Below are 23,524 nucleotides of genomic sequence, written 5' to 3'. Positions count from 1 at the left end.
ATGAATCCGTGAACCTTGGCAGTTTGGGCTTCCTTCAGGGTGGAATTGGCCCTACATCCACGCCGATCCTTGAAACAGGAACCGCATCATGACGAAGGCTTCGATGACCCGCTGGCTCGCTCTTGGACTGGCTCTGGCCTTCTCAAGCACCGCCGCCCAGACACAGCAGGCTCCGATCAAGCTCGGCGAGCTGAACTCCTATGCCAGGCAGGCGGCCTTCACGGTGCCCTATCGCAGCGGCTGGCAGATGGCGCTCGACGAGATCAACGCCAAGGGCGGGGTTCTCGGCCGCAAGCTCGAGATCGTCTCTCGCGACGACGGCGGAACGACCAGCGATGCCACGCGCGTGGCGGACGAGCTGGTGACCCGCGAAGGCGCGGTCCTGCTGTTCGGCTCATTCCTGTCGAATGTGGGCGTGGCCATGGCCGATTACGCCAACCAGAAGAAGATCGTCTATATCGCCGCCGAGCCGCTCACCGACGCCATCACCATGGCGCAGGGCAACCGCTACACCTTCCGCATTCGCCCCAACAATTCCATGCAGGTCGGCATGCTCATGAAGCAGGCCAAGGCCTCCGGCGTGAAGCGCTGGGCGATCGTCGCGCCGAATTACGAATTCGGCCAATCGGCGGCAGGAGCCTTCAAGCGTCTTTTGAAAGAACAGATCCCCGATGCCGAAATCGTCGCCGAGCAATATCCGGCGCTCGGCAAGATCGAGGCAGGCGCCACCGTCTCGGCCATCGAACAGGCGAAGCCCGACGGCATCTTCAACGTGCTCTTCGGCCCCGATCTCACGCAGTTCGTGCGTGAAGGCAACACGCGCGGCCTCTTCGAGAAGAAGACGGTTCTCTCGCTCCTCACAGGCGAGCCCGAATGGCTTCTGCCCTTGAAGGACGAAGTGCCGGAAGGCTGGACCGTGACGGGCTATCCTTGGGACGAGATCACCGACCCCAAGCACAAAGCCTTCATCGACGCTTATCGCGCGAAGTTCAACGACACGCCGCGCCTCGGCTCGCTTCTCGGCTACATGGTCGTCTACATGATCCGCGACACCATCGAGCGCGCTGGTTCGGCCGATACCGATGCGATGATCAAGGCGCTGGAGGATGCGAAGTTCGACACCGTCATCGGCCCCGTCACCATGCGCGGCATCGACAACCAGGCGACCATGGGCGCGTGGATCGGCAAGCTGACGCTGAAAGGCGCCCATGGCGGCATGACGGATTGGACCTATCAGGACGGCACATCTTTCATGCCGACGGAAGCCGAAGTGAAAGCGGTGCGCAAGGATTGACGCCTCTTCACCCTCCCCTTGAGGGGGAGGGTCGGCGCAGGCCGGGGTGGGGTGGCACCACAACAGAAAACCAGTCATGGCGAACATCGACCGCTTCAGACGTGAAAGAGCAAAACAGCTTCGCTCGAATGCCACCGAGCCGGAGCAAGCCTTATGGCGGGCCCTGAAGAACATCCCCGTCTACGGCAGCCACTTCCGGCGGCAGGTTCCCATTGGCCCGTATGTTGCGGATTTCGCGTGCCTGAAGGCGCGTCTCGTTATTGAACTCGATGGCGGCCATCACTCGCAGGATGATATCGCTGTTAAAGACGAACGCCGTACACGATGGTTGGAAAGCGAAGGCTATCGCGTCATTCGGTTTTGGAATGCCGAGCTGAGCGAAGGCATGTCCGGTGTTCTCGATACCATTCATGCAGCCTTATATGGCTCGCCTGACTCAGACGTTGTCGCGCTTCCCACCCCACCCCGGCCTAACGGCCGACCCTCCCCCTCAAGGGGAGGGTGAGCTGTGGATTATTCCTTCCTCGCGATCCAGGCGCTCAACGGGCTCTCCAGCGCTTCGTCGCTCTTCATCGCCGCCTGCGGCCTTACTCTCGTTTTCGGCGTCACGCGGATCGTGAACTTCGCGCACGGTTCGCTCTACATGATCGGCGCGTACATCGCCGCGACGCTGGTGCCGCGGCTGCTCGAACTTCAATTCGGCCCTGTCACGTTCTGGGCCGGCATTCTCGCCTCCGCGCTCATCGTCGGCATCATAGGCATCTTGATCGAGGTTCTTCTCCTGCGCCGTATCTATGGCGCGCCGGAACTCTTTCAGCTGCTCGCCACCTTCGGAATCGTGCTCGTGGTGCAGGATCTCACGATCCTGATCTTCGGACCCGAGGACATTCTCGGACCGCGCGCGCCGGGGCTTCGTGCGCCCGTTGAAATTCTCGGACGGCGCTTTCCCTCCTACGAACTCGTGCTGATCGCCGCGGGCCCTGTCGTGCTTGGTCTCATCTGGCTTCTGCTGCGCAAGACGCGCTTCGGCGTGCTTGTGCGCGCGGCGACGCAGGACCGCGAGATGATCGCGGCGCTCGGCGTCAATCAGGCGATGCTGTTTACCGGCACGCTCTTCCTCGGCGCATTCCTTGCGGGCCTGGGCGGCGCATTGCAGATCCCGCGCGTCTCGGCTCATGCGGGCATGGATCTCTCGATCATCGCCGAAGCTTTCGTCGTCACCGTCGTCGGCGGAATGGGCAGCGTGCCCGGCGCATTCCTAGCGGCGCTCATCATCGGGCAATTGCAGGCCTTCGGCATCCTGATCTTTCCGAAGAGCACGCTCGTCGTGGTGTTCCTGCTCATGGCCGTCGTTCTTGCCATTCGCCCTTATGGTTTCTTCGGACGCCCCGAAGTGATCGGCGGATCGCATGCGATCGGTATTACAAGCAGCAAGCGCTCGCCTTATGCCGGATTGCTCGCGCTCGCAATCATCGGAGCCTTCGCGAGCCTTCCGCTCTTCGAGGACGCCTACATGCTGAAGGTGGCAACCGAGATTCTCATCTTCGCGCTCTTCGCCTTCAGCCTCCAGCTTCTCATCGGCGTGAGCGGCGTCGTGAGCTTCGGCCATGCCGCCTTCTTCGGTTTGGGCGCTTACGGCGCGGCGCTGAGCCTGAAGTGGTTTTCAATGCCGATGGAGGCAGCGCTGCCTGCGGGACTTCTTCTCGCAGCGATTGGCGCTTTGATCGTCGGCGCTTTCGTCGTGCGGCTGTCGGGCATCTATCTCGCCATGATGACGCTGGCGGCGGCGCAGATCATCTATGCCGTCGCCTTCCAATGGGTGGACGTGACGGGCGGCGACAACGGCATTGTCGGCGTGTGGCCTTCCGCCTGGGCCAGCGGGCAGGTTTCTTATTATCTCCTCACGCTCGCGCTCGTCGTGACCGCGGTGCTCCTGCTGATGCGCATCATCAATGCGCCCTTCGGCTATGCGCTGCGCGCCGCGCGCGATTCCGAGGCGCGAGCGGAGGCCATCGGCCTCCCCATTCGCCTGCATCGCTGGCTCGCCTTCACCCTTTCCGGCGCGGCGGCAGGCTTGGCGGGAGGGCTCTATGCGTTCTCGCGCGGGTCCGTCGATCCGACCCTGCTCGGCATTCCCACATCCGTCGACGCGCTGACCATGCTGCTGATCGGCGGCATCCAGACCGTCACGGGCCCGCTCGTGGGCGCAGGCGTTCTGCAGGTGCTGCGCGATCAGATCATGCCGCTCACTTCGCTGTGGCGATTGCTGCTGGGCTTGAGCATCATCGCCATCGTGCTCATCTTCCCGCGCGGTCTCGTGGGCAGTGTTCGCGCATGGATGGAGGAGCGGGCATGACGCTTCTCTCAGTTCAGTCCTTGAGCAAATCCTTCGGCGGTGTTGCGGCAGCGCGCGAGGTGAGCTTCCTGCTCGAACGCGGCGAGATGCTCGCCATGATCGGCCCGAACGGCGCGGGCAAGTCGACATTGTTCAACATGGTCGGCGGCCAACTGCGCCCCGATCAGGGCGTCGTTCTTCTCGACGGGCAGAACATCACCGCAGCCTCGCCGCAGAAGCGTTTCCGTCTCGGCGTGGGACGCACCTTCCAGGTGGCGCAGACTTTCCTCTCCATGAGCGTCGCCGAGAATGTGCAGATGGCGCTTGTCAGCCACAACCATGAGAACGGCGCGTTGTGGGCCCCCGCGCGCACGCGCCATCGCGATGAAGCGATGGCCCTGCTGGAGCAGGTCGGCATGGCTGACATGGCGGATCATCCCTGCGCGGCGCTCGCTTACGGCGACGTGAAGCGCGTGGAACTGGCCATCACGCTCGCAGGCGAACCCAAGCTCCTGCTGATGGACGAGCCCACCGCCGGCATGGCGGCCCGCGAGAGGGCCGATCTCATGGATCTCACCGCGCGGATCGCGGATGCGAAGAGCATCGGCGTTCTCTTCACCGAGCACGACATGGATGTGGTGTTCGGCCACGCGGAACGGGTGATCGTGCTCGTGCGCGGGCGGATCATCGCCACGGGCTCGCCGGAGGAGGTTCGCCGGAACGAGGACGTGCGCCGCGCCTATCTCGGCGACGAGCACGCGCTGGAGAAGCCGAAAGGGTTGAGCCCCGCATGAGCACGCCTCCGCTTCTCGAAATTTGGAATCTCACCGCTTCCTACGGCCGCGCCCAGGTGCTCTTCGGCCTCAGCTTCGCCCTGCATGCGGGCGAGGTTCTGGCGCTGGTCGGCCGCAACGGCGCGGGCAAGACCACCACCTTGAAGGCCATCATGGGCCTTGTGCCCGCAACGGCCCAGAAGGCCACGTTCAAGGGACATTCTCTCGGACGGCTTCCCACCTACAAGATCGCCCGGCTCGGTCTCGGCTACGTGCCCGAGGACCGGCGCATCTTCACGGACCTGACCGTCGAGGAAAATCTTGAGGCGGGCCGCAAGGCCGCGGGCGGCACCCGCTCTCCCTGGACGCCGGAGCGGTTGTTCAAGCTCTTCCCCAACCTCGCCGAGATGCGCGGGCGGCGCGGCAACCAGATGTCCGGCGGCGAGCAGCAGATGCTCACCATCGCGCGCACCCTCATGGGAAATCCGGATGCGATCCTGCTCGACGAGCCCTCCGAGGGCATCGCCCCCGTGATCGTGCAGATGATGGCACAAGCCATCCAGGCCATGAAGGCCGAGGGCGTGGCCGTGCTGCTCTGCGAGCAGAACTGGGCCTTTGCCGCAGGCATCAGCGACCGGGCCATCGTGATCGAGCGGGGCGAAATGCGCTTCCAGGGCTCCATGGCCGAGCTGATGGCCGATGAACGGCTCAGGGCCGAGACCCTGGGGGTCTGAAAGGCTCAGCCTTACGGGACCCGACTGGGCCGGTAAACCATTGACGCGACGGGCCGAAAGGTCGATATGCAGCCCAAAGGCGCGGGCTCCCGCGCCGTTCCCCTGACTTCACGCGAAGGAATTCCCGCTTCATGGGCGTCATCCATGTGACCGACCGGGCCGGCCAGCGCCATACCCTCGAGGCCATCGAGGGCTGGCGGGTGATGGAGATCATCCGGGATTGGGGCCTGCCCATCGAGGGCCTGTGCGGCGGAGCCTGCGAATGCGCCACCTGCCACGTCTTCGTGGACGGGGAATGGCTGGACAAGCTCTATCCGCCAACCGACGAGGAAGAGGACCAGCTCGACACGGTGGTGACGAAGCCTAATTCCCGCCTCTCCTGCCAGATCATCTGGACCCCCGACCTCGACGGCCTGGAGGTTACATTAGCCCCCACGGGCGGCTAAAACCGCTCTCCTGCCGCATTGCCAAGATCCCGAGACCGTGCTTTTCGAAAGCGGTCTCTCGAAGGAGCCTGTTCATGACCGACCATATCGAAACGGACGTCGTCATCATCGGTGCCGGGCCCGTGGGCCTGTTCGCCGTGTTCGAGCTGGGTCTCCTCGACATCAAATGCCATCTCGTCGACATCCTGCCGAAAGTGGGCGGCCAATGCGCCGAACTCTATCCGGAAAAGCCGATCTACGACATTCCGGGCTTTCCGATGGTGACGGGCCAGGGCCTCGTCGACAACCTGATGGCGCAGATCGATCCGTTCCACCCCACCTTCCATTTCAACGAGATGGTGGAGAGCCTGGAATCCATCGGCACGCCCGAGGCGCCGCGCTTCCGCGTAAAAACCTCCGAGAACGGCACGGTCTTCGAATGCAAGGCGGTAGTGATCGCCGCTGGTGGCGGCTCCTTCCTCCCCAAGAAGCCGCCGATCGACAATATCGAAGCTTATGAGGGCACGAGCGTCTTCTATGCGGTGCGCAAGATGGAGATGTTCCGCGACAAGAAGATCCTCATCGTCGGCGGCGGCGATTCCGCCCTCGACTGGACCGTGAGCCTGCAGCCCATCGCCAAGCGCCTCACGCTTCTCCACCGCCGCGACGCCTTCCGCGCAGCACCCCACACCGTTGAGAAGATGCGCTCCCTCGTTGCCGCCGGCGACATGGACCTGCATCTCGGCCAGGTGTCCTCCCTCAAGGGCGACAACCACGTTCTCCACGGTGCCGTGATCCGCAAGGACGACGGCTCGGAGCATACGGTCGATTGCGACGTGATGCTGCCCTTCTTCGGCCTCACCATGAAGCTCGGGCCCATCGCCGATTGGGGCCTGAACCTTCATGAGAACCTGATCCCCGTCGATACGGAGAAGTTCGAGACCAACGTTCCCGGCATCTTCGCCATCGGCGACATCAACACCTATCCGGGCAAGCTGAAGCTCATCCTCTCAGGCTTCCACGAGGGCGCGCTGGCAGCCCAGAAAATCCACCGCTACGTCTACCCTGAGAAGAAGCTGCTGTTCCAATACACGACGTCTTCTTCCAGCCTGCAGAAGAAGCTGGGCGTCGCGGCCTGATTCAAGAGTTCATGGTTCCGGGCCTGCTCGCCCCTTGCGAAGCAGGCCCGTTCCTGAAACTCTATCTCCATGACCGACCAGACCAATCTCCCCCTCGGCCGCCGCGTGATGGCAATGATCGAGGATCTTGCCCAGCACACGGACGACGTTGGGCGCCTGACGCGCCTCTATCTCTCCCCGGCTCATCGCGCCGCTGCCGACACGACGCTGCAATACATGCGCCATGCGGGTCTCGATGCTTATATCGACGCTCTCGGCTCCGTCGTCGGTCGCCTGGAAGGCCGCGATCCTTCGGCCCCTGCCCTTCTCATCGGCTCCCATATCGACAGCGTGGTGGATGCCGGTCGTTATGACGGCAATCTCGGTGTCGTGCTCGGCATCGTCGTCATCGAGGCGCTGAAAGCGGAAGGGATCGTTCCTTCCTGCCCCATCGAAATCATTGCCTTTGGGGATGAGGAGAATGTGCGCTTCCCCACCAATCTCTCCACGTCTTATGCGCTGGCCGGCCAATACGATGCGAACTGGCTCGACGGCCGGGATGCGGACGGCGTTTCGGTGCGCGATGCGCTGATCCAGTTCGGCGGCGATCCGAACGGCATTGCGGCGCTCGCCCGCGACCCCGCGCGCTATCGCGGCTATCTCGAAGTGCATATCGAGCAAGGGCCGCAGCTCGAAGCGCGCGATCTTCCCGTCGGTATCGTCTCCGCCATCAACGGCATCACGCGTGCGCGGGCGCATGTGATCGGCGAGGCAGGCCATGCGGGCACCGTGCCCATGAATATGCGCCGCGATGCGTTGGCCGCTGTCGCGGAGATGATCGGCATCGCGGAGCGTACAGGCTCGACGCGCACCGATACGGTGGCGACGGTCGGCGTGGCGCAGGTGCAGCCCGGCGCGATCAACGTCATTCCCGCGCGTGTCGATTTCACCCTCGACGCCCGCTCGCCAGACGATGCCGTGCGCCATGCCATGGTGCAGGACATCGTGACCGAGTGCGAAGCCGCGGCGGCGCGGCGCGGTGTGTCCTTCACCATCGAGCCCTTTATGGAATCGCCCGCGACACCCATGGACAAAGGCCTGGTGGCGCAGCTGGAGGAAGCGGTGAAGTTCATCGGCATCGAGCCGATGCACTTGGCATCCGGCGCGGGGCATGATGCTGTGGCCATGGCCAATCTCTGCCCTTCCGCCATGCTGTTCGTGCGCTGCAAGGGCGGCATCAGTCATAATCCGGCCGAGTCGATTACGCTCGAGGACGCGGACACAGCTGCCCGCGCATTGCTAGAGTCTGTCAAAAGGATCGTTGCGTGAATTTCTATCTCGAGCCTCTGGCGAAGCCGCATAACATCGTCCGCCAGATCATCAGTAATGGACTGACCGATTTCAACCGCAGCACGCTTATGCCCGATCTGCATATTGAGGATCTGGCCGTGGTGATCCGCGCCGTCGATTCGAAGACTATCGTCGGCGGCTTATGGGCTCATACCAGTTGGGAATGGCTGACGATCGAATTGATTTTCGTGCCGGAGAGTCTGCGTGGACAGGGTATTGCGCGCAACCTGATCGGCCTGGCGGAGGAAGAAGCCGTCAACCGCGGCTGCCATTCCGCCTGGCTCGATACGCTCAATCCCGAAGCAGTGGGCCTTTATGAGAAGCTGGGCTATGAGCGCTTCGGTGAGCTGAAAGATTTTCCGAAGGGCGGAAGCCGCACTTTCCTACAGAAGAAACTTGCAGCCGCCTAAGCCTTCCAATCCTCGGCAAGAATAGCCCAGCGTTCGTGATCGCGCCATTCGCCGTTGATCTTCAAGTAACGCGGCGAGTAGCCCTCCTGGCGGAAGCCGAGGCGCTTCACGAGCGCGCGTGAAGGCTCGTTGTCAGGTTGGATGTTCGCCTCGATGCGATGAAGCCCGAGATCCGTGAAGGCATGCGTGACCACGAGGCCGACGGCTTCAGCCATCAGGCCGCGTCCGTTCATTCCGGCCACCGCGTAATAACCCATATACGTGCTCTGGAAGAAGCCGCGCACGATCTCGCTTAAGTTGACGACGCCGACGATTCTGTTGCTCTCGCGCTCGCGGGCGATAAAGCCCAAAGAGCGGTCGCCATCGCATCGGGCGACGTAACCCTGGAAGCTCGCCATATCGCGGCAGGGAGACACCCATGGTTCGTGAAGCGCGATGCTGGCGAGGTTGGCGGCAACCAGCTCGACACCATCCTCAGCCTGAACGCGATTGATCGTAACGCGAGGCAACATACGGTTCATCCCTTTTTCAGGAACCATGATCCAGACATCGAAGTTGTCGTCAGTCCCCAATAACGAAGGATAGGACTATGCGAGCTTTCATCATCCCTGCCATCGCTATTGTCGCCGGTGCCGGCTTCTTCAGCTCCGCTCAAGAGGCCCAGGCCCGCTTCAGCCCGCAGAGGATCGAAGCGCCATCCCTCGTCGACAACGTAGCCTGCGTGACGCGGCGCGTTCGCACGGTGCAGCCGAATGGACGCGTCGTCTACCGCACCGTCCGCCGCTGCGGTGTCCCGGCCTGGCAGACGCGGCCCCGCAACTGCCGGATGGTGCGGGAGCGTGTCTATCGCCCCAACGGCACCGTGATTGTGCGCAACGTGCGCCGCTGCCGCTAACTCAAAGGCAACGTTGATTTCGCGGGCTCGGATCATTCCGGGCCCTTTCTTATTCCAACGACCCGATGGCGCTCTCGACCGCCTCGACGACAGCGCCGGAACGCACGAGGTCGAGAGCCTGGCGCATCTCGTTGGCATACCAGCGATCGCCATCGAGCGCGGGCGGGATGACAGCGCGGATCGCCTCGATGGCGGCACGCGAACCCTTGCCGAGCGGATAATCCTTCGCCAGTGGCTCCACGAGGGTGAGGGCCTGTGCCGCCATCAGTAACTCGCCCGCCACGATCTGCTCCACGTTCTCCACGATGGTGCGCGCCTTGCGGCCGCACCAGGTGGAGTTCGACACGTGATCTTCCGCGTTGGACTTGCCGGGAATGGAATCGACGGAGCCCGGCGTCGCAAGGCCGCGATTCTCCATCACGAGCGCCGACATGGAGCATTGCACGGTGGCAAAGCCCGTGTTCAGTCCGCGCTTGCCCGCGAGCAGGTTGCGCGGCAGCCCATAGGACATGGTGGGATCGATGAGACGCGCGAGGCGCCTCTCGGAGATCGAGCCGAGGTCAGCCATGGCGATGGCGAGGAAATCCATGGCCTGCGCCATGTACTGCCCGTGGAAATGGCCGCCGGAGATCGAGACGTAACCGCCCTGCCCGTCATCGAAGATCAGCGGGTTGTCGGTTGCGGAGTTCATCTCCGTGCCGACGACCCGCTCCACGTATTCCAACGCCTCGACGGCGGGGCCGTGAACCTGCGGCGTGCAGCGCAACGAATACACATCTTGCACGCGCGGCGCTGCAGGCGTTCCGGGCTGGCGCGGCTCGTCGGGGAAGACGACGTTACGCGCATCTTGCGAGCACCGCTTCGATCCTTCGAGAATGCGAAGCAGATTGCGCGCCACACGCGCCTGCCCCGGATGCGGACGCGCCTTGTGCACGCGCGGATCGAAGGCGGCGAGCTCGCCGCGCATCGCTTCGAGCGAGAGGCACATGGCGATGTCCGCATGCTTCAGGATGCGGCGCGCGTCGCTTGTCGCGAGAGCTGCCAGCGCAAGCGAGGTGGTCGAGCCGTTGATGAGAGCGGACGCATCCTTCGCGCCGAGTTCGAAGTCAGGATCGAAGCCTGCTTCGCGGATGGCCTCGCGCGCCGGCATCAGGCGCCCCCGATAGACCATGTGCGCTTCCTCGAAGCCGCAGACGGCACCGGCCATGTGGGCAAGCGGCGCAAGATCGCCGGAAGCGCCAACGGACCCCTTCTGCGGGATGACCGGATGCAGGCCCGCATTGAGGAAGGCGAGCAACCGCTCGACCAACTCCACGCGCGGACCGGAATAGTTCGAGGCGAAGGCATTGGCGCGCAGCAGCATCATGGCGCGCGTCACATCTTCCGCGAAAGGCTCACCGACACCTGTCGCGTGAGCGTAGACCGTCTTCTGCTGATAGGCCGCCATGTCGGCGATCAGCACGCGCTGGTCCTTGAACAGGCCGACGCCGGTGTTGAAGGCATACATGAGCGGCGCGTCGTCATGCATCCAGGTGCGGTCGATATAGGATCGCGTCGCCGCGATCTGCTCCCGCGCCTCGGGGGCCAGCTCGGCTTGCGCGAAACCGCCCTTCGCATCCGGGCGCGCCACGCGCACCACATCCTCAATCTGAAGCGTCGCCCCGTCCAGCTTGACCGTCATCGCCATCCCTCGTGTTTCCCCTAAAGGGATAATGGGACGGCCCTAAACGCGCAACAGCCGCTCCGAGGGAACCCGGAGCGGCTGTTCGTGAAAGAGCTTGGCTTGAAACACTGACCTCATCCTGAGGAGGTCGCGTGAGCGACCGTCTCGAAGGAGGTTCCAGAGTACGCCGGAGCCGCCTCGCCCTTCGAGACGCGAGCAAGCTCGCTCCTCAGGGTGAGGCTTAAAGGCGTTTACTCTCAGTCGCGGCCCAGACGCTTCGTGGTCTGCGGGTCGAAGAGGTGGACGTTCGCCGGATCGATGGAGAGCGTCAGCTTGCGGGTATCCGCCGCGATCTGGCCCGTGGAGGCCTGCACCACGAATTCCGTACCGGCGACCTTGCCGTGGAAGAGCTGGGTTGCACCAAGCTCCTCGACGAAATCCACGTCCATGGAGATGCTGCTGGAGCCCGAAGCGCCGCCCGCCTGCACGTCCTCGGGACGCAGGCCCACTTCGATGGCCGAGCCGACGCTAAGGCCTTCGCGCATGTCCGTGACCGAGATGGTCTGACCACCCACCGACACGCGGCCGGGGCCTTCCACCTTGCCGGGCAGGATGTTCATCGGCGGGGAGCCGATGAAGGTGGCGACGAAGCGGGTCTCGGGACGGCGATAAACTTCGGACGGAGTGCCGACCTGTTCGATCTGGCCGCCGGACATCACGACGAGCTTGTCGGAGAGCGTCATGGCCTCGACCTGATCGTGCGTCACGTAGACCGAGGTCACGCCGAGAGCCTTCTGCAGGCGCTTGATCTCCACGCGCATCTGCACGCGCAGCTTGGCATCGAGGTTGGAGAGCGGCTCGTCGAAGAGGAACACCTGCGGCTTGCGCACGATGGCGCGGCCCATGGCGACGCGCTGGCGCTGGCCACCGGAGAGAGCGCGCGGCTTACGCTCGAGGAAGGGCTCGATGGCGAGGATGCGGGCTGCTTCCTTTACGCGCTTGTCGATCTCGTCCTTCGGCGTCTTACGGTTCTTCAGGCCATAGGCCATGTTGTCGTAAACGCTCATGTGCGGATAGAGCGCGTAGTTCTGGAACACCATCGCGATGTCGCGATCGGCGGGTTCCACCTGGTTCACGACGCGGTCGCCGATCTTGATGTCGCCGCCGGAGATCGTCTCCAGGCCGGCGATCATGCGAAGAAGAGTGGACTTGCCGCAGCCCGACGGGCCGACCAGCACGCAGAAAGAGCCGTCCTCGATGCCGAGCGACACGCCTTTCACGGCCTCCACATTGCCCGCATAGATCTTGCGAACGGTGTCGAGCGTTACCCCTGCCATTGTTTCATTCCTTTTCCGTCAGCCGGTCCTCACGAAGGGCGCCTGGCTGAAAATTCCGTTAATCCTTGTGAGCCTCTCCCACACTTGCGGGAGAGGCGATGCGCGAGAAACGCGCGTTACTTTTCCGTCTCGACGAGGCCCTTCACGAAGAGCCGCTGCATGAAGATCACCACCAGAACCGGCGGCACCATCGCGAGCACGGCCGTCGTCATGGCGATCTGCCATTCGGTCAGCGCGTCGGTCGTCGTGATCATCTTCTTGATGCCGATGACGATGGTCTGCATGGAGCTCTTCGTCGTGATCAGCAGCGGCCAGAGATACTGGTTCCAGCCGTAGATGAACTGGATCACGAAGAGAGCGGAGATCGTCGTGATGGAGAGCGGAAGCAGCGTGTCCTTGAAGAAGCGGAACGCGCCAGCGCCGTCGATCTTGGAAGCCTCGAGAAGCTCGTCCGGGATCGTCATGAAGAACTGACGGAAGAGCAGCGTGCCGGTGGCCGAGGCGATCAGCGGCATGATGAGGCCCGTATAGGTATCGAGCAGACCGAGATCGGCGACGATCTTGTAGGTCGGATAGATACGCACTTCGACAGGCAGCATCAGCGTGATGAAGATCACCCAGAAGGCCGTCTTGCGGAACGGGAACTTGAAGTACACCACCGCATAGGCCGACAGGATCGAGATCAGGATCTTACCGAAGGCGATGCCGAGCGCCATGATCATGGAGTTCATCATCATCATGGACACGGGCTCGCGGGCGAGCTTGCCGCCGTAGAACAGGGCGCGGGTGTAGTTCTCGCCTGCCTGATCGCCCGGGGTCAACGGCATGTTGCCGTTGATGATCGTCGCGGTGTCGAAGGTCGACGCCATGATGGCCAGATAGACCGGGAAGGCCACGATGATGACGCCGATGACCAGCGTCAGATAGGCCATGAATTGCGTGAAGGGACGATTCTCGACCATCAGTACTGCACCTTGCGTTCGACATAGCGGAACTGGATGGCCGTGAGCGCGATCACGATGACCATGAGAACCACCGATTGCGCGGCCGACAGGCCGAGATCGCCGCCGGAGCGGCCGTCCGCGTAAACCTTGTAGACGAGGGTCGTCGTCGATCCGGCAGGTCCGCCGCCCGTCACGGCATCGATGATGCCGAACGTCTCGAAGAACACGTAAACGATCGTGACGACGAGAAGGAAGAAGGTGGTCGGCGAGAGCAGCGGGAACACGATGGTCCAGAAGCGGCGCATCGGCCCCGCGCCGTCGATGGCGCCGGCTTCGATCACGCTCTTCGGGATCGCCTGCAAGCCTGCGAGGAAGAAGAGGAAGTTATAGCTCACGTGCTTCCAGGTGGCGGAGAGCACGAGCAGGATCATGGCATCCGTGCCGTCGAGCATCGGGTTCCAGTTGAAGCCCATGGCGTTGATCGGGCGGCCGAGCGTGCCGAGCGTCGGGTGGAACATGAACATCCACAGCACGCCTGCGATGGCGGGAGCCACCGCATAGGGCCAGATCAGCAGCGTCTTGAAGCCGTGCCCGCCGCGGATGTTCTTGTCGGCCTGGGTGGCGAGAAGAAGCGCGATGGACATGGAGAAGAAGGCCACCAGCGTCGAGAAGATCACGGTCGTGATCATGGCCCGGTAATATTCGGGCTGCTCGAACAGAGCGGTGTAATTCTCGAAGCCGACGAATTCGGAGGCGAGGCCGAAGGCGTCTTCCCGCAGGAAGGACTGCCAGATGGCCTGAGAAGCCGGCAGGTAGAAGAAAATGACGGTGATCGCCATCTGCGGAAGGATCAGCAGAAGAGGCAGCGTCCACCCTGAGAAATGAGCTCGTTTTTCCATCGCGTTAACGCTTGTCCGGTGATGGGCAGATGACGGCATCAACCGGTCTGCAAGGTTATCTTATAAGATCATCCCGGGCAGCTTGTCGGCTGCCCGGGATGAAAAGTCTTTACTCAGTCAGGCTTAGCGAACGGTGCGCTCGAACTGACGGAGGATCTGGTTGCTGCGCGACACGCCAGCGTCCAGAGCGTCCTTGGCGGACTTCTGACCGGCGAGAGCAGCCTCGATCTCTTCCGAGATCACGTCGCGGATCTGGACCATGTTGCCGAAGCGCAGACCGCGGGAATTCTCGGTCGGCTCCTTGTTGGTCAGCTCGATCAGAGCCGTCTGGAGAGCGGGGTTCTTCTCATAGAAGCCCGACGCCTTGGTCTTCTCGTAGGCTGCCTTCGTGATCGGGAGGTAACCCGATTCCTGGTGCAGCTTTGCCTGGCGGTCCGTGTCGGACAGGAAGGTGAAGAACTTGGCAATGCCCTTGTACTCGTCAGCCTTCTTGCCGCCCATGACCCACAGCGAAGCGCCGCCGATGATGGAGTTCTGCGGAGCGCCAGCCACATCCGGATAGTACGGCATCGGAGCGTTGGCCCAATCGAACTTCGCGTTGGCCTTCACGTTGCCGTAGAAGCCCGACGAGGTGAGGAAGATCGCGCATTCGCCGGAGGTGAAGCGGCCCTCAGACTTCGAGTCGCGGCCCGAATAGTCGTAGGTCTTGTCCTTCTGCATATCGACGAGGTTCTGCAGGTGCTTCACGTGGAACGGCGAGTTGAACTTCATCTCCGTGTCGAAGCCGTCGAGACCGTTGGCCTTCGTGGCCATCGGCACGTTGTGCCAAGCGGAGAGCTGCTCGACATTGGCCCAGGAAGCCCAGGCATTCGAGAAGCCGCAGGTGTTGTGGCCAGCGGCCTTCAGCTTCTTGGCGGCGTCGAACACCTGGGGCCAGGTCTTCGGAACCTCGGCAACGCCGGCCTTCTTCAGCTCATCCTTGTTGACCCACATGACCATCGAGGAGGAGTTGAAGGGGAAGGAGAGCATCTCGCCCTTGGCGGTCGAGTAGTAACCGGTGATGGCGGGCAGGTAAGCCTTGGGGTCGAACTTCTCGCCGGCTTCCTTCATCATCTCGGCGACGGGCTTCACGGCGCCCTTCGCGCCCATCATGGTCGCGGTGCCGACTTCGAAGACCTGGAGGATGTGGGGAGCGTTGCCCGCACGGAACGCGGCGATGCCAGCGTTCAGGGTGTCGGCGTACTGGCCCTTATAGCTGACGACGACCTTGTAGTCTTTCTGCGAGTTGTTGAACTCTTCTGCGAGGCGGTTAACCACGTCGTTGTTGGCACCCGTCATGGCATGCCACCAATGGAGTTCCGTCTGAGCGAAAACGGACGTGCTCGACACGAGGCCAAGGGCCAGAGCGCCGAAGAAGGACTTCTTCATCATAATATAGTCTCTCCCGTATCATCCCCCTCGGGGACGTTCTTGTCGTTCATCATGCCGGCACGAAGGCCGGATGACGTTTTAATGACACATCCATGACAATCATAGCCGGCTCCAAAATGGAAGCCCTTTTCCTTGAAAAGACTTAACAACTGGGGATTGGAATAGGCCAAGATGCCCTTCGTTGGTGGGGTATCCCTGGGGAAGAAGCGCATGGGCCGCAGGACCGCAGCCGGATTCCAGGCTCATCCAGCCGCCCGTCGACGGATTGCCGGCAGCGAATCGTGGATGAGGCTAGAAAGGCAAGGTCTCAGCCTACCCGCCCGATATGGAATAAGGGAGGGACGGGCAGGCTCAGCTATGGTGCAGTGCACAAATTGCTGCGGTCGAAGTGGGTTAGATCACGTTGCGCTCAAGAAGCGGGCGGTTCGCCAGCACGCGCTCGTAGCCGAGCTCGGAGAGATCGAGCGTGCGGTAGCCGCCGTGCACGATCAGCTCCGAGAGGGCGCGGCCGACGGCGGGCGCCTGTTGCAGACCGTGGCCCGAGAAGCCGTTGCACAAGTAAAAATTCTCGATCACGTCCGTCTTGCCGATGATGGCATTGTGATCGAGCAGGCTCATGTCGTAGGGGCCCGACCAGGCGCGGCCCGGCTTGATCGCCTCGAAAGCGGGAATGCGCGTCGCGAGCGACGGCCAGATGAATTCCTCGAAGAAGGAATAATCGATCTCCTGGCTCGCCGGATCATCGTCGTGCCAGTCGGGATCCATATCCGCTTCCGGCGACGCGCCGCAGATGAAATGTCCCTCGCCTTCCGGACGCACATAAGCGCCCGAAATGTCGATGAGCAGCGGCAGGTTTTCCACCGGCTCCTTGCACGAGAAGGTGAACACGTAGCGGCGCTTCGCCTGCACGGGAATCTTGATGCCGGCCATCTCGGCGATGGCACGACCGCCCGAGCCCGCGCAGTTGATGAGCGTGCCGCAGGCGATGCGCGTGCCGTCCTTCAAGCGCACGGCAACGACGCGGTTGCCTTCACGCTCGACCTCTGCAACTTCGCCCTTCACGTATTCCGCGCCGAGCGAACGCGCCTTCTTGCGGAATGCCTGCAGCAGGCCCCAGCCGTCGAACCAGCCTTCGCCTGAACGGCCCCACGTGCCGGCGGCGAGATATTCCACGTTGAGCCAGGGGAAACGCTGTTTCAGTTCGTCCGGCTTGAGGAAAAGAATGTCCGCGCCTTCCGCCGCCTGCAGCGCTTGGTTCTCGCGCAGGATCTGCTCACCCGCCTCCGTCGCGCAATAGAGATAGCCACCCTCCTTCAATCCGAGCTCCGGCTTGTCGCCGTCGACGGTGAGGTAATCGGCGATGTTGCGCAGGAAATGGATTCCATGCAGCGAGATGCGGATGTTCACCGCGCTCGAGTATTGCTGGCGGATCGACGCCGCAGACAACGCGGATGCGGAGAGCTGATAGGTGTGATCCTTCTCGATGACGACGACGCGTCCCTTGAAACCGGAATCGGCGAGGAGATGATAGGCGGTGGAGGAGCCCATCACGGCGCCGCCCACGATCACGACATCGGCAATCTGAGAAGAAGAGGTCATCGTTCGAATTTCGTTGAGAGGATGATGGAGGATTGCGTGCGCTCCACGCCCTCCAGCGCGCCGATCTTGTCGATGGCCGCGTCGAGCGTCGGAACGTCTTGTGCCTCTACCACCGCCAGAAGATCAAAGACACCGGCAACGGAATGAAGCGCGCGCAACTCTGGCATGCGCTGCAGCGCCGTGGCAACGGCGGCAGATGCTTTCGGCGCGACCACGATGGTGACATGGGCGCGCACCATGCGGCGGCTGACCTCCTCCGCGAGCCTCAGCGTGTAGCCTACGATGACACCACGCCGCTCCAGGCTCTCCACCCGCGCCTGCACGGTGGTGCGGGAGAGTTTCAGGCGGCGGGCGGCCTCGGCATGGCCGATGCGGGCATTCTCCCGCAGGAGGGCGATCAGGGCGCGGTCGGTCTCGTCGAGCATCACATTGACCAGTCTTTACGGCGATATGCCGAAAACTACTCGGCTTTCCGTCGGCTTGTCTATGGCGCTTTGCAGGGTTTTGCCCTTTTTTCTTGTTCAACCCCAGGGAGATTCCACAATCATGAAGTCCATTCTCGTCATCGGCGCCGGCAAGATCGGCTCCACCATCGTCGACATGCTCAACGACACCGGCGACTACACCGTCACCGTGGCAGATTCGTCCGCCGAGGCCCTGAAGGCTGTGGCTAAGAACGGCATCAAGACGGTCCAGCTCGACTTCAGCGACGCGGTCGCCCTGCAGAACGCCCTCAAGGGCCACTACGCCGTGCTCAGCGCAGCGCCCTATCACCTGACCGGCCATGTGGCCCAGGCCGCGCGCCTTGCCGACGTGAACTATTTCGACCTGACCGAGGACGTCGCCACCACCCGCATGGTGAAGGAGCTCTCGGAAGGCGCCACCACCGCCTTCATTCCCCAGTGCGGTCTTGCCCCCGGCTTCATCTCCATCGTGGCGCACGACATCGCCAGCCGCTTCGACAAGCTCGACACGGTTCGCCTGCGCGTCGGCGCGCTGCCGCAATACCCGTCGAACGCCCTGTCCTACAACCTCACCTGGAGCACGGACGGCGTCATCAACGAGTATATCGAGCGCTGCGAGGCGGTGGTCGACGGCAAGCTGCGCGAAGTGCCCGCCATGGAAGAGCTGGAAGAGTTCTCCCTCGACGGCACGCGCTATGAGGCCTTCAACACCTCCGGCGGCCTCGGCACCCTGTGCGAGACGCTCGAAGGCAAGGTGCGCAACCTCAACTACAAGACCATCCGCTATCCGGGCCATTGCGGCCTGATGCGCGTGCTCCTCAACGATCTGGGGCTGCGCAACCGCCGCGAGGTCCTGAAGGACATCCTGGAGAACGCCGTTCCCGCCACCATGCAGGACATGGTCATCGTGTTCGTGACCGTGACCGGCGAGCGTGACGGCCGCTACGTGCAGGAGACCTATGCCCGCTCCATCTACGGCCAGAAGGTCGGCGGCACCCAGCGCACCGCGATCCAGGTGACCACCGCCGCCGGCATCTGCGCCATGCTCGACCTGCTGGTCGAGGGCAAGCTGCCAGCGAAGGGCTTCGTCCGCCAGGAGGAGATCGGCCTCGACGCCTTCCTCGCCAACCGCTTCGGCCGCGTCTATGCGGGCGTGCGTCTGGATGCGGGCGACGAGCCGGCTGCGAAGAACATCCGCCTCGACGCCGTTGCATAGCAGCTTGGTCATGATGTTTCGGAACAGGTTTCTGTCTCACCTCAGATAGGAACCTGTTCAGCTTCTTTCCGAAATCGCATGACCCTATTCGGGAAAAGCAGTTCCCACATTTCCCGATCATGCTTTAAGACGGTGGCCAGAAGGCCGCCGTCGTCTTGTTTTATAAGCACAAGCGAAGGCGGCGGGCTCAACTGACGAAGCCCAAAGCCCCGTTTCCATGGGAGAATGACAATGTCCGCCTCGCATTCCGTTTCGACCTCGTCCGCCAGCGTGGCGGAAGAAGCCCGCGCCATTCTTGCCCGTCTCGGCGTGCCGGACAGCGCGTTCGCCTCCACGGGCCGTCCCGCCACCTCCCCGATCACCGGCGAGGTGATCGCTCATGTGCGCGAGACCACGCCGGATGAGGCCAAGGCCGCCATCACCCGCGCCGACGCCGCCTTCAAGGCCTGGCGCAAGATCCCCGCTCCCAAGCGCGGCGAGTTCATCCGCCTGCTCGGCGAGGAGCTTCGCGCCGCCAAGGACGATCTCGGCCGTCTCGTAACGCTCGAAGCCGGCAAGATCGTTTCCGAGGGCCTCGGCGAGGTTCAGGAGATGATCGACATCTGCGATTTCTCCGTCGGCCTTTCCCGCCAGCTTTACGGCCTCACCATCGCCACCGAGCGCGCCGACCATCGCATGATGGAAACCTGGCACCCGGTGGGCGTGTGCGGCGTCATCTCCGCCTTCAACTTCCCCGTGGCTGTGTGGTCGTGGAACGCAGCTCTTGCCATCGTGTGCGGTGACTCGGTGGTGTGGAAGCCCTCCGAAAAGACCCTGCTGACGGCGCTTGCCACGCACGCCATCGCTCACCGCGCAGCCAAGCGCTTCGGCGGCGTGCCGGAAGGCCTGTTCGAAGTGATCCTCGGCGGCCGTGAGATCGGCGAGATCCTCGTGGACGATCACCGCGTGCCGGTTCTCTCCGCCACCGGCTCCACCGCCATGGGCCGTCAGGTCGGCCCGAAGCTCGCCGCGCGCTTCGCCCGTGCGATCCTCGAGCTCGGCGGCAACAACGCAGCCATCGTCGCTCCCTCCGCCGATCTCGATCTCGCTTTGCGCGGCATCGCCTTCGCAGCCATGGGCACTGCAGGCCAGCGCTGCACCACGCTTCGCCGCCTCTTCGTGCATGACAGCGTGTACGACCAGCTCGTGCCGCGCCTCGTGAAGGTCTATGGCAGCGTGAAGATCGGCGATCCGCGCGCCGAGGGTACGCTCGTCGGCCCGCTGATCGACAAGGCCGCTTTCGAGGGCATGGAGCGCGCACTCGATGAATCCCGCAATGCCGGCGGCAAGGTGCATGGCGGCGGCCGCTACACGGATGTGGCCGGCGACGGCGTCTATGTTCGTCCCGCTCTCGTGGAAATGCCGCAGCAGACGGGCCCTGTCCTGCGCGAGACCTTCGCTCCGATCCTCTACGTGATGCGCTACACCGATTTCGATCAGGTGATCGAGCAGCACAACGCGGTCGGCGCAGGCCTCTCCTCCTCGATCTTCACGCTCAACATCCGTGAGGCCGAAGCCTTCATCTCGGCGGCGGGTTCGGATTGCGGCATCGCCAACGTCAATATCGGCCCTTCGGGCGCTGAGATCGGCGGCGCGTTCGGCGGCGAGAAGGAAACGGGCGGCGGACGCGAATCCGGCTCCGATTCCTGGAAGGCCTACATGCGCCGCGCCACGAACACGATCAATTACGGCAACACTCTTCCGCTCGCACAGGGCGTGAAGTTCGACGTGGACGCCTGATCGTCTGAAACGACACACGGAGGGCAGAGATGCCCTCCGTTTTTTCTTGTTTTCTCTCTTACATCGCGAGCCTTCCATGACAGCGACCTCCCGCACCGGCGGCCAGATTCTTGTCGATCAACTGACCCTGCACGGAGTCGATCACATCTTCTGCGTTCCGGGCGAGAGTTACCTCGCGGCTCTGGACGCGCTCCATGATGCGAGCATCAACGTCACGATCTGCCGCCAGGAAGGCGGCGCCGCGATGATGGCGGAGGCCTACGGCAAGCTCACGGGCCGCCCCGGCATCTGCTTCGTCACGCGCGGCCCGGGTGCGACGAATGCTTCGCCCGGCATTCACATCGCGAAGCAGGATTCGACACCGATGATCCTCTTCGTGGGTCAGATCGAGCGCGGCATGCGCGAGCGCGAGGCCTTCCAGGAACTCGACTACCGCGCGGCCTTCGGACCGCTCGCCAAATGGGCGACGGAAGTGGACGACCCGGCGCGCTTCCCCGAAATCATTTCCCGCGCCTTCCATGTCGCGACTTCTGGCCGTCCCGGCCCGGTCGTGATCGCGCTGCCGGAAGATGTGCTCACCGAGATGGCCGCTGTCGCCGATGCTCCACGCTATCAGGTGATCGAGACGCATCCTTCGCTCGCGCAGATGGCCGATCTGCAGAAGCTGCTGCACGGCGCGAAGAAGCCGGTTGCGCTTCTTGGCGGCAGCCGCTGGTCCGAGGTCGCCGTGCAGCGCTTCGTGCGGTTCGCCGAGCGCTTCGAGCTGCCGGTCGCCTGCACCTTCCGCCGCCAGATGCTCTTCCCCGCCGATCATGCCTCCTATATCGGCGATCTCGGTCTTGGGGTTAATCCGAAGCTGCTCGCTCGCATCAAGGAAGCCGATCTCGTGCTGCTCGTGGGCGGCCGCCTCTCCGAAGTGCCGAGCCAGGCCTACACGCTTCTCGACATTCCGGCTCCGCAGCAAAAGCTCGTGCATATCCATCCCGATCCGAGCGAGCTGGGCCGCGTCTATTCTCCGCATCTCGCCATCAACGCCTCGCCTGTCGCTTTCACCGCGGCGTTGGAAGGCGTGCACCCGCCCGCATCCCTTCCCTGGGCCGAGAGCACCAAGACTTCGCACGCGGATTACCTGAACTGGAGCAACCCGTCGCAGATCCGCGTTCCCGGCTCCTTACAGATGGGCGAAGTGATGGCGCACCTGCGCGAGGTGATGCCGTCCGACACGATCTACTGCAACGGCGCGGGCAACTTCGCCACCTGGGTCCACCGCTTCTGGCCCTTCAAGCATTTCGGCACGCAGCTTGCCCCCACCTCCGGCTCTATGGGCTACGGCGTTCCCGCCGCTGTCGGCGCGAAGCGCGTGCAGCCCGACAGCACTGTCGTGGTGTTCGCGGGCGACGGCGACTTCCTCATGAACGGTCAGGAATTCGCGACCGCCGTGCAATACGATCTGCCGATCCTCGTGGTGCTGCTCGACAACGGCATGTACGGCACGATCCGCATGCACCAGGAGCGCGAATATCCGGGCCGCGTCTCGGCCACCGAGCTGAAGAACCCGGACTTCGCCGCCTACGCCAAAGCCTTCGGCGGCTATGGCGAGCGCGTGGAACGCACGGAAGATTTCCCCGCCGCGTTGCAGCGCGCGCTCACCTCCAGCAAGCCCGCGATCCTGCACTGCCTGCTCGACCCGGAAGCGATCACGCCGTCGATGTCGCTCTCCGCGATCCGCGACAAGGCCCGCGAGAGCAAGAAGTAATCAAAAACAAAGGGCGGTGAAATTTCACCGCCCTTTTTTCTTAGATGCCTGAAAACTCTCGTTACGCAGCCTTCGCTTCGTCAAGGTGCTTCGCGACGAGCGAACGCAAGCTGCGCAGATCCTTCACGAAGGAACGGATGCCCTCGGAGAGCTTTTCGGTCGCCATCGCATCTTCGTTCATGGCGAAACGGAAGCTCTTTTCGTCCATGCGCGGCAGAGGCGCGATCTTCTCAACCTTGTCAGCCGAGAGCTTGCGCGGCAACTCGCCTTGCGCGTTCGCCAGCTCGTCGAGAAGCGCGGGCGAGATGGTGAGGCGGTCGCAGCCGGCGAGCGCTTCGATCTCACCGATGTTGCGGAAGGATGCGCCCATCACCACGGTCTTGATGCCCTGCGCCTTGTACGACGCGTAGATATTGCGCACCGAAATCACGCCCGGATCTGTCTCGCCCGTGTAAGGACCGCCGCCCGCCTTCACGTGCCAGTCGAGAATGCGGCCCACAAACGGCGAGATGAGGAACACGCCTGCTTCCGCGCAGGCCTGCGCCTGGGCTTGCGAGAAAAGCAGCGTGAGATTGCAGTCGATGCCTTCCTTCTGAAGAACTTCCGCCGCGCGGATGCCCTCCCAGGTGGAGGCGATCTTGATCAGGATGCGGTCGCGCCCGATGCCGCGATCCTCGTAAGCCTTGATGATGGCGCGCGCCTTGGCGAGCGTCGCTTCCGTATCGAAGGAGAGATCGGCATCGACCTCCGTCGAGACGCGGCCCGGCACGATGCCGGCGAGTTCCGCGCCGAAGGCGACAGCCAGACGGTCGCAGATCGCGGCCACCACGCCCTCGCGGGAGCCGCCTTGGCTACGACCCCAGTTCAGCGCCTCCTCGACGATATGGCCATAGGCCGGATTCTCGACCGCTTTGAGCAGCAGGGTCGGGTTGGTGGTGCAGTCCTGAGGCTTCAGGCGGCGCACCGCGTCGAGATCGCCGGTATCGGCGACGACCACTGTCATGGCGCGCAATTGGTCGAGCTTGGAGGGCATTCCGGTCTCCGTGGGTTTGTGTTGAGGCCAGACTTAAGGGGTTAAGGCGCCTGAGTGAAGACGCTTTAG

The 23,524-nt window shown here is 63.2% G+C and carries 22 protein-coding genes; 13 read left to right on the top strand and 9 right to left on the bottom strand.

Annotated elements, in window-relative coordinates; genetic code table 11:
- The first annotated feature begins 88 nt into the window (after positions 1-88).
- From MHY87_RS09565 to MHY87_RS09525, 9 genes are all read left to right on the top strand, one after another.
- Entirely contained in the window at positions 89-1,294 is a 1,206-nt protein-coding gene (locus MHY87_RS09565; protein ID WP_239351301.1) for an ABC transporter substrate-binding protein, read from the top strand.
- A 76-nt stretch (positions 1,295-1,370) separates the two neighbouring features.
- The gene (locus tag MHY87_RS09560) at positions 1,371-1,799 is read left to right on the top strand and encodes an endonuclease domain-containing protein (RefSeq protein ID WP_239351300.1); all 429 of its coding nucleotides are present in this window, start codon (positions 1,371-1,373) and stop codon (positions 1,797-1,799) included.
- A 3-nt stretch (positions 1,800-1,802) separates the two neighbouring features.
- Complete coding sequence (locus MHY87_RS18975; protein ID WP_239351299.1) at positions 1,803-3,650, top strand: ABC transporter permease; 1,848 nt, start codon at positions 1,803-1,805, stop codon at positions 3,648-3,650.
- Positions 3,647-4,423: an ABC transporter ATP-binding protein gene (locus tag MHY87_RS09550; RefSeq protein ID WP_239351298.1), complete on the top strand. Its 777-nt coding sequence runs from the start codon at positions 3,647-3,649 to the stop codon at positions 4,421-4,423. The genes MHY87_RS18975 and MHY87_RS09550 overlap by 4 nt, the downstream gene beginning before the upstream one ends.
- A complete protein-coding gene (locus MHY87_RS09545; protein ID WP_239351297.1) occupies positions 4,420-5,136 on the top strand; it encodes an ABC transporter ATP-binding protein in 717 nt (238 codons plus the stop codon). Before MHY87_RS09550 ends, MHY87_RS09545 begins: the two co-directional genes overlap by 4 nt.
- 131 nt (positions 5,137-5,267) lie before the next feature.
- A complete protein-coding gene (locus MHY87_RS09540) occupies positions 5,268-5,582 on the top strand; it encodes a 2Fe-2S iron-sulfur cluster-binding protein (protein ID WP_239351296.1) in 315 nt (104 codons plus the stop codon).
- 74 nt (positions 5,583-5,656) lie between these two features.
- Positions 5,657-6,700: an NAD(P)/FAD-dependent oxidoreductase gene (locus tag MHY87_RS09535; RefSeq protein WP_239351295.1), complete on the top strand. Its 1,044-nt coding sequence runs from the start codon at positions 5,657-5,659 to the stop codon at positions 6,698-6,700.
- A 69-nt stretch (positions 6,701-6,769) separates the two neighbouring features.
- Positions 6,770-8,008: an allantoate amidohydrolase gene (locus tag MHY87_RS09530; protein ID WP_239351293.1), complete on the top strand. Its 1,239-nt coding sequence runs from the start codon at positions 6,770-6,772 to the stop codon at positions 8,006-8,008.
- Complete coding sequence (locus MHY87_RS09525) at positions 8,005-8,439, top strand: GNAT family N-acetyltransferase (protein WP_239351291.1); 435 nt, start codon at positions 8,005-8,007, stop codon at positions 8,437-8,439. The genes MHY87_RS09530 and MHY87_RS09525 overlap by 4 nt, the downstream gene beginning before the upstream one ends.
- Here the strand turns inward: MHY87_RS09525 and MHY87_RS09520 are convergent.
- Positions 8,436-8,951: a GNAT family N-acetyltransferase gene (locus MHY87_RS09520; RefSeq protein WP_239351289.1), complete on the bottom strand. Its 516-nt coding sequence runs from the start codon at positions 8,949-8,951 to the stop codon at positions 8,436-8,438. The genes MHY87_RS09525 and MHY87_RS09520 overlap by 4 nt on opposite strands.
- 77 nt (positions 8,952-9,028) lie before the next feature.
- Here MHY87_RS09520 and MHY87_RS09515 point away from each other — a divergent pair, with 77 nt between their 5' ends.
- Positions 9,029-9,334, top strand: coding sequence for a hypothetical protein (locus MHY87_RS09515; protein WP_239351288.1), 306 nt, complete (start codon positions 9,029-9,031; stop codon positions 9,332-9,334).
- Between the two features lie 49 nt (positions 9,335-9,383).
- On the opposite strand, the gene hutH is transcribed toward MHY87_RS09515, so the two are convergent.
- From hutH to MHY87_RS09480, 7 genes are all read right to left on the bottom strand, one after another.
- On the bottom strand, positions 9,384-11,021 hold the full coding sequence (gene hutH, locus MHY87_RS09510) for a histidine ammonia-lyase (RefSeq protein WP_239351287.1): 1,638 nt from the start codon (positions 11,019-11,021) through the stop codon (positions 9,384-9,386).
- 233 nt (positions 11,022-11,254) lie between these two features.
- The gene (locus MHY87_RS09505; RefSeq protein ID WP_239351286.1) at positions 11,255-12,334 is read right to left on the bottom strand and encodes a sn-glycerol-3-phosphate import ATP-binding protein UgpC; all 1,080 of its coding nucleotides are present in this window, start codon (positions 12,332-12,334) and stop codon (positions 11,255-11,257) included.
- A 116-nt stretch (positions 12,335-12,450) separates the two neighbouring features.
- Entirely contained in the window at positions 12,451-13,296 is an 846-nt protein-coding gene (ugpE, locus tag MHY87_RS09500; RefSeq protein WP_239351285.1) for a sn-glycerol-3-phosphate ABC transporter permease UgpE, read from the bottom strand.
- Complete coding sequence (ugpA, locus tag MHY87_RS09495) at positions 13,296-14,177, bottom strand: sn-glycerol-3-phosphate ABC transporter permease UgpA (RefSeq protein ID WP_239351284.1); 882 nt, start codon at positions 14,175-14,177, stop codon at positions 13,296-13,298. The genes ugpE and ugpA overlap by 1 nt, the downstream gene beginning before the upstream one ends.
- Positions 14,178-14,300: 123 nt before the next feature.
- Complete coding sequence (gene ugpB, locus MHY87_RS09490; RefSeq protein WP_239351516.1) at positions 14,301-15,605, bottom strand: sn-glycerol-3-phosphate ABC transporter substrate-binding protein UgpB; 1,305 nt, start codon at positions 15,603-15,605, stop codon at positions 14,301-14,303.
- A 396-nt stretch (positions 15,606-16,001) separates the two neighbouring features.
- On the bottom strand, positions 16,002-17,207 hold the full coding sequence (locus MHY87_RS09485) for an FAD-binding oxidoreductase (RefSeq protein WP_239351283.1): 1,206 nt from the start codon (positions 17,205-17,207) through the stop codon (positions 16,002-16,004).
- Positions 17,204-17,632, bottom strand: a complete 429-nt coding sequence (locus tag MHY87_RS09480; RefSeq protein WP_239351282.1) for an Lrp/AsnC family transcriptional regulator — start codon at positions 17,630-17,632, stop codon at positions 17,204-17,206. The genes MHY87_RS09485 and MHY87_RS09480 overlap by 4 nt, the downstream gene beginning before the upstream one ends.
- A 121-nt stretch (positions 17,633-17,753) precedes the next feature.
- On the opposite strand from MHY87_RS09480, the gene MHY87_RS09475 reads away from it, so the two are divergent.
- The 3 genes from MHY87_RS09475 to MHY87_RS09465 all read left to right on the top strand — a co-directional run bounded on the left by MHY87_RS09475 (position 17,754) and on the right by MHY87_RS09465 (position 22,422).
- A complete protein-coding gene (locus MHY87_RS09475; RefSeq protein ID WP_239351281.1) occupies positions 17,754-18,887 on the top strand; it encodes a saccharopine dehydrogenase family protein in 1,134 nt (377 codons plus the stop codon).
- 231 nt (positions 18,888-19,118) lie between these two features.
- A complete protein-coding gene (locus MHY87_RS09470) occupies positions 19,119-20,666 on the top strand; it encodes an aldehyde dehydrogenase family protein (RefSeq protein WP_239351280.1) in 1,548 nt (515 codons plus the stop codon).
- 76 nt (positions 20,667-20,742) lie between these two features.
- Positions 20,743-22,422, top strand: coding sequence for a thiamine pyrophosphate-binding protein (locus MHY87_RS09465; RefSeq protein WP_239351279.1), 1,680 nt, complete (start codon positions 20,743-20,745; stop codon positions 22,420-22,422).
- Positions 22,423-22,483: 61 nt separating this feature from the next.
- Here the strand turns inward: MHY87_RS09465 and tal are convergent, their stop codons facing one another.
- Positions 22,484-23,455: a transaldolase gene (gene tal / locus MHY87_RS09460; protein ID WP_239351278.1), complete on the bottom strand. Its 972-nt coding sequence runs from the start codon at positions 23,453-23,455 to the stop codon at positions 22,484-22,486.
- Positions 23,456-23,524 lie beyond the last annotated feature (69 nt).

Source organism: Microvirga sp. ACRRW, assembly GCF_022346925.1.
Classification (GTDB): Bacteria; Pseudomonadota; Alphaproteobacteria; order Rhizobiales; family Beijerinckiaceae; genus Microvirga.
This window is presented reverse-complemented; position numbering and strand designations above follow the sequence as displayed.

What these genes read in the sequence shown, in the direction of transcription:
- MHY87_RS09465 (WP_239351279.1), top strand. Translation starts at nt 20,743, where the DNA reads ATGACAGCGACCTCCCGCACCGGCGGCCAGATTCTTGTCGATCAACTG.
- MHY87_RS09535 (WP_239351295.1), top strand. Translation starts at nt 5,657, where the DNA reads ATGACCGACCATATCGAAACGGACGTCGTCATCATCGGTGCCGGGCCC.
- MHY87_RS09480 (WP_239351282.1), bottom strand. Translation starts at nt 17,632, where the DNA reads ATGCTCGACGAGACCGACCGCGCCCTGATCGCCCTCCTGCGGGAGAAT.
- MHY87_RS09565 (WP_239351301.1), top strand. Translation starts at nt 89, where the DNA reads ATGACGAAGGCTTCGATGACCCGCTGGCTCGCTCTTGGACTGGCTCTG.
- MHY87_RS09530 (WP_239351293.1), top strand. Translation starts at nt 6,770, where the DNA reads ATGACCGACCAGACCAATCTCCCCCTCGGCCGCCGCGTGATGGCAATG.
- tal (WP_239351278.1), bottom strand. Translation starts at nt 23,455, where the DNA reads ATGCCCTCCAAGCTCGACCAATTGCGCGCCATGACAGTGGTCGTCGCC.
- MHY87_RS09515 (WP_239351288.1), top strand. Translation starts at nt 9,029, where the DNA reads ATGCGAGCTTTCATCATCCCTGCCATCGCTATTGTCGCCGGTGCCGGC.
- MHY87_RS09545 (WP_239351297.1), top strand. Translation starts at nt 4,420, where the DNA reads ATGAGCACGCCTCCGCTTCTCGAAATTTGGAATCTCACCGCTTCCTAC.
- MHY87_RS09550 (WP_239351298.1), top strand. Translation starts at nt 3,647, where the DNA reads ATGACGCTTCTCTCAGTTCAGTCCTTGAGCAAATCCTTCGGCGGTGTT.
- hutH (WP_239351287.1), bottom strand. Translation starts at nt 11,021, where the DNA reads ATGGCGATGACGGTCAAGCTGGACGGGGCGACGCTTCAGATTGAGGAT.
- MHY87_RS09560 (WP_239351300.1), top strand. Translation starts at nt 1,371, where the DNA reads ATGGCGAACATCGACCGCTTCAGACGTGAAAGAGCAAAACAGCTTCGC.
- MHY87_RS09485 (WP_239351283.1), bottom strand. Translation starts at nt 17,207, where the DNA reads ATGACCTCTTCTTCTCAGATTGCCGATGTCGTGATCGTGGGCGGCGCC.
- MHY87_RS09475 (WP_239351281.1), top strand. Translation starts at nt 17,754, where the DNA reads ATGAAGTCCATTCTCGTCATCGGCGCCGGCAAGATCGGCTCCACCATC.
- MHY87_RS09520 (WP_239351289.1), bottom strand. Translation starts at nt 8,951, where the DNA reads ATGTTGCCTCGCGTTACGATCAATCGCGTTCAGGCTGAGGATGGTGTC.
- MHY87_RS09505 (WP_239351286.1), bottom strand. Translation starts at nt 12,334, where the DNA reads ATGGCAGGGGTAACGCTCGACACCGTTCGCAAGATCTATGCGGGCAAT.
- MHY87_RS09540 (WP_239351296.1), top strand. Translation starts at nt 5,268, where the DNA reads ATGGGCGTCATCCATGTGACCGACCGGGCCGGCCAGCGCCATACCCTC.
- ugpE (WP_239351285.1), bottom strand. Translation starts at nt 13,296, where the DNA reads ATGGTCGAGAATCGTCCCTTCACGCAATTCATGGCCTATCTGACGCTG.
- MHY87_RS09470 (WP_239351280.1), top strand. Translation starts at nt 19,119, where the DNA reads ATGTCCGCCTCGCATTCCGTTTCGACCTCGTCCGCCAGCGTGGCGGAA.
- ugpA (WP_239351284.1), bottom strand. Translation starts at nt 14,177, where the DNA reads ATGGAAAAACGAGCTCATTTCTCAGGGTGGACGCTGCCTCTTCTGCTG.
- ugpB (WP_239351516.1), bottom strand. Translation starts at nt 15,605, where the DNA reads ATGAAGAAGTCCTTCTTCGGCGCTCTGGCCCTTGGCCTCGTGTCGAGC.